This is a genomic window from Desulfocastanea catecholica, assembly GCF_054657295.1.
Genome location: NZ_BAAHYZ010000006.1, coordinates 139,799 through 151,423, shown reverse-complemented (window position 1 = coordinate 151,423; position 11,625 = coordinate 139,799). Strand labels below are relative to the sequence as shown.

Sequence of the window (11,625 nt, the reverse complement as noted above, 5' to 3'; positions counted from 1 at the left end):
AGGCAGCGCTAAAGCCGGAATGGCGCCAGCTGTTGTTTTAAGGTAGCCAGGTTCGGTGCCGCGAAAATTGCTTGACGAAGCGCCGAGCTTCCCGGGAGTCCTTTGAAGTAGCGGCACATATGATTTTTAACGTACCCAAGAATCCTTTCCGCCGGTAAAAATTGTTCTATCAAGGCCAGATGAGCGTGTGCACCTGCGATAATCTCCCGTACCGTCTCCGGTCGTCCCACCGGCCGGAAAACCCATGGGTTACCAAGTGCGCCGCGGCCTATCATTACCCCGTCGCAACCGGTTTCCTCAAGCATCTGTTGCCCCTCCTGATAGGAGAGTACATCCCCGTTGCCGATGACCGGAATAGAGACCGCTTTTTTCACTTGTGAAATTACCTCCTTATCAATATGACCGGAGAATCCCTGGGACCAGGTCCTGGCGTGAACCGTGATAGCCGAAGCGCCGCACCCTTCAAGCATTCTGGCGAAGGCCGGAGCGTTGATGGAGTGGCTGTCTTTGCCTGACCTGATTTTTACCGTCACGGGCAGAGATACCCGTGATACGATCCTGGTCAAAATGGCTTCAGCCAGACGCGGATCGGCCATCAGCGCTGCTCCGGCCCCTCGCTTGGTGACCTTTCTCACCGGACAGCCCATGTTGATGTCAAGCATATCCGGGCGAAAAGAGGCCATTATCTCCGCAGCGTCCGCCATCACCTCCGGGTCGGCACCGAAAAGCTGGAAAGCGACAGGTCGCTCTTCGGCAATAGAGGCGAGCATCCGCAGGGTGTTTTTCTGTTGATAGACAAGACCATGGCAGCTGATCATCTCGGAAACGCAGTATCCAGCGCCGAATTGTCGACAAAGAAGTCGAAACGGCAGATCGCTGTATCCGGCCAGTGGGGCGAGAACAAAGGGTGATGCAAAGGAGAGATGATTAATGTGCAGCATGATGCGTAGGGCGCAGGCGAAAGAAAGAGAAAAGGGGCAGCGCCGCAAAATGGCGCTGCCGTGCTTTTTCAGGAGGTTGCCGCTATTTTATAAGGTCGATAAGCGGGAAACCGTGCGCTGGTAAATTTTCTTTGACAGGTCTTCAATGATCGTTTCCAGAGCTTTTCTCTCGTTATCACGATTTGCGGTATTGCTGGTTGTCACCAGATATTCCTCTGTCCATAGCTCCCCTGGTGTTTCGAGGATGATTTTTTTCGAGGCTATTTCCTTGAGGATGTAACGGACCTTCAGTCGTACTTTTACTTCGGTGGTTCTACTCTTTTCGCCATACGATAAACTTGGCAGTTCCAGAGAGACGATTTCTCCGGCCAGGATAAGGTCTGCGCCCTGTTTTTCCCGCACGGTGGTTATGGCACCGGATTTCTGGAACCATCTGGTCAAGGATCGGTAGAGTTCTGAATTAAGTCCCAGCTCACTGGTTCTATTTTTCCATTCGGTAAGATAGATGGTTTTGGCCGGCCCGCTATAGACATTGGGATTATGGTATCCGCAGGCAGTAACCAGCAGGGCCAGAACCAGCAGGGGAAAAAATCGACAGACCGTTTTCACTTTTTATCACCCTCGTTGTTAAGAAATTGTTTTACATATTCGACGAACATTCAAACCGGAAAACCTGGTATCAAACGACAATATTCACCAGCTTTTTCTGAACGACAATAGTCTTTTTTATCGGCTTGCCGTCAATAAATTTCTTCGTGTTGTAGTCAGCGAGTGCTTTTTCTATCAGGAAATCGTCGGCAACGTCGGCATCCACCTCAAGGCGCGAGCGAACCTTGCCATTGACCTGAATAACGATGGTCAGCATGTCCTCCTTGGCCGCTTCCGCATCGAATTTGGGCCAGGACTGGCTTTCCATGGAAGTGCTGTTGCCTATCCGCTGCCACATTTCCGCGGCAAAGTGCGGGACCATCGGGGAGAGCAGCAGCAGGAGAACGGAAATCGCCTGTCGGATAACCTCGGGTTCGACGTCCTGTTGCTTTTGCTCGCCGACAGATGCCGAAAGGACGTTGTAAAGCTCCATCATTGCACTGATAGCCGTGTTAAAATGAAAGTTCTGCTCTATATTTTCGGTGACCCGTTTTATCGTCTGATGGGTTTTACGGTGCAGCGCCTTTCCCGGTTCGGTCAATTGTAGAGGAATCTCAGCAGAACATTCCGCCATATCACCGCAGGCCAGGATCAGTCGATAGACTCTATTGAGAAAACGGGAAGATCCTTCAACCCCCTGGGCACTCCATTCCAGATCCCTCTCCGGCGGAGCGGCGAACAGGCTGAAAAGCCGCACTGTGTCGGCGCCGTACTCGACAATAAGGTCATTTGGATCGACGACATTGCCCTTGGACTTGGACATCTTTGAGCCATCCTTTATAACCATGCCCTGGGTGAGGAGATTGGTGAACGGTTCATCGATAGCCAGATGTCCGAGATCCCGCAGAACTTTGGTAAAAAAGCGCGAGTACAATAAGTGGAGAATGGCATGTTCCACCCCGCCGATATATTGATCGACCGGCAGCCAGTAGGCGGCTTTTGCTTTTTCGAGGGGGGCTTCGGTGAATCTCGGGCAGACATATCTGGCAAAATACCAGGATGATTCCATGAAGGTGTCCATGGTATCGGTTTCTCTTTTTGCGTCCTTGCCACACTTGGGGCAGGTGGTAGCAATAAATGAAGGCCGTTGGTGCAGGGGCAGGCAACCACTGCCGGCCTCGGGATCCTCCGGCAGCACGACGGGCAGATCACCTTCCGGGACAGGCTGAACGCCGCAGCTGTCACAGTGGATCATGGGAATGGGCGCACCCCAGTAACGTTGTCTGGAGATGCCCCAGTCCCTCAGGCGATAAGTGACATGCGCTGCGCCGAAATTATGCGCTGTGGCGTAGTCGATTATTGCTGCCTGGGCGGCGACAGAATCCATGCCGCTGAACTGGCCGGAATTTCGTAAAACACCGGGACCGGTAGAGGCCTGTTCCATCTTTTCCGGATCAAGCTCAACATCGGCCGGGATGACCACCGGGCTGATTTTCAAATCATATTTCCGGGCAAACTCAAAATCCCTTTCGTCGTGGGCAGGTACCGCCATGACTGCGCCGGTGCCGTACTCGATCAAAACGAAGTTGGCCACGTAGATGGGGATCTTTTCGCCGTTAAACGGATTGGTGCAATACCGGCCGGTGAAGATGCCTCTTTTTTCCAGCTCCGTCTCGACCGATTGGCGTTGTTTCTGGTTGAGGATTTCCTGGGTAAACTCGCGGATTTCCTGTTCCCGGTCGGTACCCGCTATGAGGGTGTCGAGCAGTGCATGTTCCGCGGCAATGGACATAAAGGTTACCCCGAAGATGGTATCCGGCCGGGTGGTGAAAATGGAAATCGTACAGTCGAGACCATCGACGGCAAAGTCACAGGTGAGGCCGGTGGATTTGCCTATCCAGTTGCGCTGCATGGTCAGTACTTTTTCCGGCCAGCCACTCAGTTGATCGAGATCCTTCAGGAGCTCTTCGGCGTAATCGGTGATTTTAAAAAACCAACCATTCATCTTTCGCGGATAAACCGGTTCGTCACAGCGCCAGCATGCACCATCGATGACCTGCTCGTTAGCAAGCACGGTCTGACAAGATTCACACCAGTTCACCGTGGTCACTTTCTGATAGACAATGCCCTTTTTATACATCTCGATAAAAAGCAGCTGTTCCCATTGATAATATTTCGGGTTGCAGGTGGCAATTTCTCTGGACCAGTCGTAGGAAAGACCGAGCTGACGCAGTTGGTTGCGCATATAATCTATATTTGCGTAGGTCCAGGTGGCCGGATGGGTGTTATTTTTCTGGGCAGCGTTTTCCGCCGGCAGACCAAAGGCATCCCAGCCCATGGGATGCAGAACGTTATAACCGCGCATGCGTTTGTATCTGGCCACCACGTCGCCGATGGAATAGTTCCGAACGTGACCCATATGTATCCGGCCTGAGGGATAGGGAAACATCTCCAGCACGTAATATTTTTCTCTGGCGTCGTCTTCGGTGACGTTATAAACCTCACCTTCTTCCCATATTGTCTGCCATTTTTTTTCTATGGTTTTAAAGTCGTACTTGTACGAACCGCCGGTTTCTTCAGTCATGTGCTGGCCTCAAAATACAGTTGTTAAATTATTCCCCTGACTGCCTGGGAAAATTGTGATTTTTGTAAAAATAATTCCGTATAGTATCAGAGTTAGATGAATCCTTGCTGATCATCATAGTTACTCATATTTTCAAACATGGTAAATTCTTTAATAAATGTCAATCGAGCAACACCGGTTGGTCCGTTTCTCTGTTTACCGACGATAATTTCCGCCGACCCTCTCTCGGGATTGTCTTCTGCTTTATTGTATACCTCATCCCGATAAATAAAGCATATAACATCGGCATCTTGCTCAATGGCCCCTGATTCACGGAGATCAGACATCATCGGGCGTTTATCGGTCCGGCCTTCCAGGCCTCTGTTCAGCTGTGACAGGGCAATAACCGGCACAGCGTGTTCCTTGGCCAGGGCCTTGAGGGAACGAGAGATGTCACTTATTTCCTGGGTACGGTTTTCCGTGTTTCGCCCGCGCATCAGCTGCAGGTAGTCGACAACAATCAGGCCAATGTCGTGCTGTGACGCTAACCGTCTGATTTTGGCGCGCATTTCCAGGACGGAGATGGCCGCGGTATCGTCGATAAAAATTGGCGCTTCCGATAACATGCCCACCGCCCTGGTCAGTTTCGGCCAGTCATCACTGCGCAGTTTTCCGGTCCTGATGCGCTGGGAATCTATGCGGCCGACGGAACTCATCAGGCGCATGACCAGCTGCTCTTTAGACATCTCCAGGCTGAACACGGCGACACCTATTTTTTCTACAAGGGCGGCATGCTGCGCTATATTCATGGCAAAGGAGGTCTTGCCCATGGATGGCCGGGCCGCGACAATGATGAGATCGGAGCGCTGCAGTCCGGCAGTCATTTTATCAATTTCAGAATAGCCGGTAGGTACTCCGGTGATCATTTCCTTTCTTTTGTAAAGCTGTTCGACCGTGGCAAAGGCTTTTGGCACAATCGATTTCACATGGGTGAAATACTGATCGCCCTTTGTCCCGGCTATATCAAAGATGGCCTGTTCCGCATCATCAACCAGCACATCGATGTCATTTTGCTCTTCGTAACAACGGGCGGCGATGCTGGTATTCACCGAGATGAGCTTGCGCAGAATGGCCTTTTCCCGGATTATTTTTGCGTAACTCGTTACATTGGCGGTTACCGGTACAATCGAGGTCAAGGACGCCAGATATGTCGGCCCTCCAGCTTGATCGAGCTTATTGATGTTTTTCAGTAAATTTGAGACGGTAAGGAGATCCTGCGGCTCATTTTTTTCAAAAAGCTCAATCATCGATTCATAGATAAGACGATGGCTGTGTTTATAGAAATCTTGCGGAGTAAGAATTTCAAGAACGGCGCCAAGAAGGTCGGCCTTGATAAGGATCGATCCGAGCACCGCCTGTTCGGCTTCAACATTTTGTGGCGGAATTCCTGAGGGAACTATTGATCGGGCAGGGTCGGGTAATGGATTGAAGTCATTCATCATTCGTCAAAGATAAAAGATCGTGCTTCATTTACTGAAGATGTATTCATGGCCCTCAGGGAGGCGATAGGCGCCGAAAAAAATAATCCGCGGCGACGTTTTCCAAAGATGGCACATTAAACAAAAACACACCATGAAGGTCAAGCCTCTAGGTGTGTTTTCATTTTCGTATAAACGGCGGCAAGCCGTGTCGCTAGGCAGCCGGCGTATTGCCGACGCAGATGCCTCTGCTCCAAAAGACCTTAATGTGTCTTAAGAGGAACGACGTTTACCGTAAATTCAGCAGTGACGTTGAAACCGACCTTTACTTGAATTTTAGTTTCCCCGAGGGTCTTGATGGGTTCATTCAGTAAGATCTGTTTTTTATCCAGTTCCACGTTGAGCTCTGCCAGTTTCGCACAGATGTCGGCAGTAGTGACGGAACCGAAAAGTCGCTCGTCTACGCCGGCGAGTTGTTCGATAACGACAGTCAAGCCGGAGATTTTCTTGGCAGTATCCTCGGCCTGTTTTTGATTTTTAGCTCGTCGAGCTTCAATGTCGGCTTTGTTCTGTTCGAGAATTGCCAGGTTTGCCGCTGTTGCCTGAACGGCTTTTCCCTGGGGGAGAAGATAATTGCGACCGTATCCGGGTTTAACGGTTACCACATCGCCTTCCAGACCGAGGGAGCTGATTGATTTCTTTAAAATAAGTTCCATATTATTAAACTCCTGAGAATATAGGTCTTCTAAATCCGCTGGTGATACCAGTATCACTGTGCAGATTTATAGTATTGCCTGGGTCAATTTACTGTTTCTTGTTTCAGTTTGCGAAAATCAAACCATATATCGGCTATGCCGCATATCAGCAGGATTAATGTTCCAAATGACTGAAAGACGAGCATAATATAAAAAAATGATCTGAGCAGCAGGGGCACATTCCATTTATGCATGAAAAATATAGCTATCGACATGCCCTGAAAGCAATAAACAATACTTAACAAAATGAGACTGTTGATCGCAACGGGCCTTAACAATTCAATCGGCAGGAGAGAAAAGATGCCTGCTCCGATTACGACCCAGATTACTTTCTCCGGCAATTTCCAGTAGCGACAGTTTACCCATGGCGCATTGCCGCTGGTTCTGAGCAAAAGCATATTGCCCAGCACCATCGTAAGCCAGGTGATAAACAGAATAAAACTCCCGAGAACGGAGGGCATTATCATCGGGACAATAACCCTCATCCGCTGGAGAGTGGCCTCCAGCATTACCAGAGTGTCACCGGAAATATCGCTACTTTGCCGGTAATAATCTATTGCTTCGCCGATGCCATCATCCAGGGAACGCACCAGCTGTGCATACGCCGACATTTCCGCCCCCAAAGAGAGCACGGTAAAGATGGCTATCCAGCCACCTGCCAGAGCAAGGGAACTTTTCAGCCCGCTCAGTGCAGGGGAATCTTGTCGTTGTGCCGATATAAAAAGCACATATCCGCAAAGCAGCAGGGTTGCAGAAAATACAAAAAGTTCGAAGTTTCGTAACAGAAGATAGACGATAAGAGAGAGAACGACTGCGGTAAGCAGAAGCCTTTTTCCGGTATATCCTCCATACGTGCCAAGAGTGTACAAGACCAGCAGAGGCAAAAATAAATGCGACCAGCCAAACAGAGACCATTGCACTCCCGGCAGCATTATAGCCAACGAAACAAACAGAATGATTCGAATGATTCTGCCTAAACTCGGCTGCTCATTTCCCTGACTAGCCACCTTGAATTCCCTGCAAATAAACGGAATAGTTATCCCTGGGTTGATCCTGAGTAGGGTAAAAAGGCAATCTGCCTTGCCTGTTTGATAGCCTCGCACAGCTGACGCTGATGCGTCGCACAGGTGCCGACAATCCTGCGAGGAATGATTTTCCCTCTCTCAGAAACGAAATTTCTCAGCGTTTTTACATCTTTATAGTTAATAGCCAGGTCTTTTTCACCGCAAAACCGGCATGATTTCTTGCGAGTAAAAAGTTTCTTTTGTGGTCTTTGCGCCATGATATTACCCTCCGGGGTAAAAGATCTTCAGAATTTTCCGAGTGACTCTTACTCAGTTTCTTCAGTGATATTTTCTTCTTCAGCATCGTCGGAATCGGTTTCTTCCATTTCTTCATTCTCGACCTGGGCAGTTGCTTTCGCTGATATTTCCGCCAGTGCGTCTTGAATGTTTTCTTCGGTCATGGAATCTGCAGTCTTGATGGTCAGATACTTTAATATGGCATCATCAATCCTGAATTTTCGTTCGATTTCTGCAACAGCTGCTGGAGTACCGGCGAAGTCACAATACACATAATAGCCCAGGCTTTCCTTTTTAATCAGATAAGCCAGTTTTTTCATGCCCCACTTATTCAATTCAAGAATTGTTCCCTTTTCATTGAGAATGATCTGAGTGGTGGTGTCAATAACTCTGTTAATCTCATCTTCGCCGATATTGGGGCGAAGTATGAAGATTGTTTCATACCTGCGCATGCGTTCCTCCTCGTGGACGTATGTTTTTTTGCCGAGCAGCTGCTCGCACAATTTTCGGCCCTCGCACTTGATAATAGCCTTGGCAGAGAGCAAGAAGGACATAATAACACGTTGTTATTATGCATATACTGGAGGTGACACAGGGGATTGACCTGTGTCATTTGCCTCTCAGTAAAAAACTGACTATAATACATAGCAGGAGTGGTTGTGTCAAAGGGTATTTTTTTTCTTTTCCTCTGCTTTTATGGCGTTCCATTGGGCCGTCAGTTGTTCTTCGTTTTCATACGGTTTGCCGGCAAAAACGTGCGGGTGTCGGCGAATAAGTTTTTTGTTGACTGTCCGTATGACATCGGAGAGTTGAAACTCGTCATGATCATGGTGTATCTCGGCAATCATAATTATTATATATAGTAAATCGCCCAGCTCCTCACAGACATTAACCGGGTCATCGTTGCGGATAGCATTGTCTAGCTCCTGACATTCCGACTTGAGGTGTTTGAGCAGAGAAAATGGTGTCTGTCGTTTGTCCCAGGGGCAGCCGGCTTCTCCCCGGAGGGCGGTGATGGTGGAAAGGAGTTCGGATAATTCACGAATATACTGTGTCATTTGTTTTGCGGGTGTTAGGTTTTGTAACGGGATAAAATTTAATGAAAAAAGTTGAAGAAAGCAGAAATTATACAATTTTCTTAGGTGTATCCACGAAAAAAGAGTTGACATTCCACTCCTAACGAACTACTTAGCTTTGCTGGAAGGTGTTGTCAGGTTTTGTGCATTTGCTTACACACGATACCATCTTTTTTGAAAATGTACATTTGTTTGAAAATGTGCGCTTGTAATGAGGGAGAAGGTTCCCTCACTGAAAAATGAGTACTAACACAATATTGAGGTAAGTTCATGGAAGACGATAAAAGACAAAAGCTTCTCCTTGAAAAGCATAAAGATATCGCAAGAATAGACCAGGAGTCAAAAAGAACTCATGGGTGGTATGTCAGGGTAAGATTTTTAGGAAGAACCCATTCAAAGTTCTTTTCGGACAGAAAATGCGGTGGGCGATACTCCAGCCTGTTATCGGCAATTACCTGGCGCGATAAGACAGAAAAAAAACTTGGCAAGGTCAGGACAAACAAGCATATGGTTACTGTCAGCAATTCAGGGACCGGTGTTGTCGGAGTTCGACTCAATGATAAACTCAACAGGTATGAAGTAAGTTGGGTGACACATCAGGGCAAGCAGGGGAAAACGTCTGTTTCTATCTCAAAACATGGAAAAAAAGCTGCTTTTTCAAGGGCTTGTTCGATTCGTGCAGAGAAAGAGAAAGCCCGTCTGGAATACGGCGGTTAATATGTTTTTAGAGTAGATACACAGGTTCGATGAGCAGTACGCCCTTTTGCAGGACAATCGACAGGTCAAAAGAGTCAGTCGCACTACACCGTAACACTGAATGAAGGCATCAGCCGTAGGCTGAATATCCACTTGCTGTTTTTTCACCTGGAAACCGTGGGAACATCAAAAATACCGGACAACGTTTGAATTGTGTTGACAATAACAGCACATTCAGGTTAAGTACCGGGTTCTTGTGATGTTACATGGTTCTTTCGACAATAGAGAAGATTTACTCAAAGAGGTTCATATATGTATGCTATAGTTCGTACAGGTGGAAAACAATATCAAGTCGCGTGTGGTGATCAGGTTCGGGTGGAGAAACTCGAAGGCAATGTTGGTGACAATGTAGATTTACTTGATGTGCTCATGGTTGTCTCCGGAGACGATGTGAAAGTTGGTCAACCCGTTCTGGAAAATGCGAAGGTCACTGCCAAGATAGCGGAACAGGGAAGAGCAAAAAAGATCATTGTCTTCAAGAAGAAGCGCCGCAAGGGATATCGATTGCGTAATGGACACAGACAGTCGTACACCGCATTGAAAATTGAAGAAATTTCCGCGTAATTGCCATTCGTGTAATAATTACGGGTACAATACTATATCAACGGAAGATATTTTCCGTCGAAGAAAAGGAGTGGGAGATGGCTCATAAGAAGGCAGGTGGTAGTTCAAGAAACGGTCGTGACAGTGCCGGACAGCGCCGCGGCGTCAAACGATTCGGCGGTCAGGTAGTAAAAGCCGGTAACATCTTGGTTCGTCAACTTGGGACGGTTATTCATCCGGGAACCAACGTTGGCTGTGGACGGGATTATACGCTTTTTGCCAAGATTGAGGGTGTTGTGACATACGAAGAATTTGGTAAAAACAAAAAACGAGTGAGCATTTATCCTGTAGCCTGATGAATCTCCGGGAGATGTTCTCTTGTTTGGTCCGAGAAAATCTCGCCGAGGAAATTATTACCCCTTCAGCGGGTACTACAGATCGGCCCGCTTGTCGGGGATAGTTTTATCGAATATCGTTTCCGGATATATTGCAATTTTCAATATACTCCGGGAGTTTAAACTCGACCTCAATCATGCATTGATGGTCGAGTTTTTTTTATTCAGGATTTCGCAAATCGAAATCCTGTGGGTAGCGTGATGGCATTTATTGATGAAGCAAAATTCTTTGTGAAAGCAGGGGATGGCGGTAACGGGTGTGTAAGTTTCCACAGAGAAAAATTTGTTCCCAAAGGTGGGCCGAACGGTGGCGACGGAGGGCGAGGCGGCAGTGTCATAATTCGGGCAACGAATTCGCTGAATTCGCTGATTGATTTCCGTTTTCGTTCTCATTTTAAAGCCGAGCGAGGGGTACACGGCAAGGGAAAAGATATGCACGGACGGGCGGGGAAAGATTGTATTATTGATGTCCCCGTAGGTTCGGTAATTAAAAATTCCGAAACTGGTGAGGTGCTGGCGGATATCGCGGTGGATGGAGAATCGATCGTTATCGCCAAAGGAGGTGCCGGAGGGATGGGCAACCCTCATTTCGCCAGTGGTACGAACCGTACGCCGAGGGTTGCCACCAATGGGGAACTCGGCGAAGAATTCTGGCTGAAAATTGAGCTCAAGCTCATCGCTGACGTCGGATTGGTCGGCCTGCCCAATGCCGGCAAATCAACGCTGTTGTCCGTCCTCTCCGCGGCAAATCCGAAGATCGCCTCCTATCCGTTTACCACCCTGGAACCGCAATTAGGGGTATTGCAATATAAATATTTCAAACCCTGTATCATTGCCGACATCCCCGGACTCGTTGAGGGCGCCCATGACGGCATTGGCCTTGGGCATAAATTTCTTCGCCATATTGAACGAACCAGTATGCTTCTTCATGTGATTGATGCAGCTGACGAAAACGTTTCGAAAAATTTCGAAATAATTTCTAATGAATTGCTCCAATATAAAGAGGAGCTTGCCGATAGGGTCCAGATTTTGGTATTAAATAAACAAGATCTGATGGACGAGGCAGATCTCAAGGAACTGGAAAACTCTTTCCAACAATTGGGGCAAAATGTTATTACTGTCTCTGGAGTCACCGGAGAAGGAATTGATTCTCTCAAGAAAACCGTCGTAGAAACCCTGGAGCAGCTCAACAGCGCGCAGGGCTGATCCCGGACCCGGCAAACAGGAAG

General features: G+C 48.1%; 13 protein-coding genes. 4 read left to right on the top strand and 9 right to left on the bottom strand.

Annotated features, from left to right (window positions below; genetic code table 11):
- Positions 1-8: 8 nt before the first annotated feature.
- The 9 genes from dusB to ACYQ8U_RS07650 form a co-directional block, all read right to left on the bottom strand.
- A complete protein-coding gene (dusB, locus tag ACYQ8U_RS07690; RefSeq protein WP_459944951.1) occupies positions 9-941 on the bottom strand; it encodes a tRNA dihydrouridine synthase DusB in 933 nt (310 codons plus the stop codon).
- Between the two features lie 87 nt (positions 942-1,028).
- A complete protein-coding gene (gene lptE / locus ACYQ8U_RS07685; protein ID WP_459944950.1) occupies positions 1,029-1,550 on the bottom strand; it encodes an LPS assembly lipoprotein LptE in 522 nt (173 codons plus the stop codon).
- Between the two features lie 70 nt (positions 1,551-1,620).
- On the bottom strand, positions 1,621-4,113 hold the full coding sequence (gene leuS, locus ACYQ8U_RS07680; protein ID WP_459944949.1) for a leucine--tRNA ligase: 2,493 nt from the start codon (positions 4,111-4,113) through the stop codon (positions 1,621-1,623).
- Positions 4,114-4,205: 92 nt separating this feature from the next.
- Positions 4,206-5,591, bottom strand: coding sequence for a replicative DNA helicase (gene dnaB, locus ACYQ8U_RS07675; RefSeq protein ID WP_459945016.1), 1,386 nt, complete (start codon positions 5,589-5,591; stop codon positions 4,206-4,208).
- Positions 5,592-5,833: 242 nt separating this feature from the next.
- Positions 5,834-6,286, bottom strand: coding sequence for a 50S ribosomal protein L9 (gene rplI / locus ACYQ8U_RS07670; protein WP_459944948.1), 453 nt, complete (start codon positions 6,284-6,286; stop codon positions 5,834-5,836).
- 83 nt (positions 6,287-6,369) lie between these two features.
- Positions 6,370-7,332, bottom strand: coding sequence for a DUF2232 domain-containing protein (locus ACYQ8U_RS07665; protein WP_459944947.1), 963 nt, complete (start codon positions 7,330-7,332; stop codon positions 6,370-6,372).
- 29 nt (positions 7,333-7,361) lie between these two features.
- A complete protein-coding gene (gene rpsR / locus ACYQ8U_RS07660; RefSeq protein WP_459944946.1) occupies positions 7,362-7,607 on the bottom strand; it encodes a 30S ribosomal protein S18 in 246 nt (81 codons plus the stop codon).
- Positions 7,608-7,655: 48 nt separating this feature from the next.
- Positions 7,656-8,078 carry a 30S ribosomal protein S6 gene (gene rpsF, locus ACYQ8U_RS07655; RefSeq protein WP_459944945.1) on the bottom strand — a complete coding sequence of 141 codons (423 nt, stop codon included), beginning with the start codon at positions 8,076-8,078 and terminating at the stop codon, positions 7,656-7,658.
- Between the two features lie 210 nt (positions 8,079-8,288).
- Entirely contained in the window at positions 8,289-8,684 is a 396-nt protein-coding gene (locus ACYQ8U_RS07650; protein WP_459944944.1) for a MazG nucleotide pyrophosphohydrolase domain-containing protein, read from the bottom strand.
- A 288-nt stretch (positions 8,685-8,972) separates the two neighbouring features.
- On the opposite strand from ACYQ8U_RS07650, the gene ACYQ8U_RS07645 reads away from it, so the two are divergent.
- The 4 genes from ACYQ8U_RS07645 (at position 8,973) to obgE (ending at position 11,602) form a co-directional block, all read left to right on the top strand.
- Positions 8,973-9,419 (top strand): AP2 domain-containing protein, encoded by a 447-nt coding sequence (locus tag ACYQ8U_RS07645; protein WP_459944943.1) that lies wholly within the window; start codon positions 8,973-8,975, stop codon positions 9,417-9,419.
- 291 nt (positions 9,420-9,710) lie between these two features.
- The gene (rplU, locus tag ACYQ8U_RS07640) at positions 9,711-10,022 is read left to right on the top strand and encodes a 50S ribosomal protein L21 (RefSeq protein WP_459944942.1); all 312 of its coding nucleotides are present in this window, start codon (positions 9,711-9,713) and stop codon (positions 10,020-10,022) included.
- A 77-nt stretch (positions 10,023-10,099) separates the two neighbouring features.
- Entirely contained in the window at positions 10,100-10,357 is a 258-nt protein-coding gene (gene rpmA / locus ACYQ8U_RS07635; RefSeq protein WP_136812474.1) for a 50S ribosomal protein L27, read from the top strand.
- A gap of 240 nt (positions 10,358-10,597) precedes the next feature.
- Positions 10,598-11,602, top strand: a complete 1,005-nt coding sequence (gene obgE, locus ACYQ8U_RS07630) for a GTPase ObgE (RefSeq protein ID WP_459944941.1) — start codon at positions 10,598-10,600, stop codon at positions 11,600-11,602.
- The last annotated feature ends 23 nt before the right edge of the window (positions 11,603-11,625 follow it).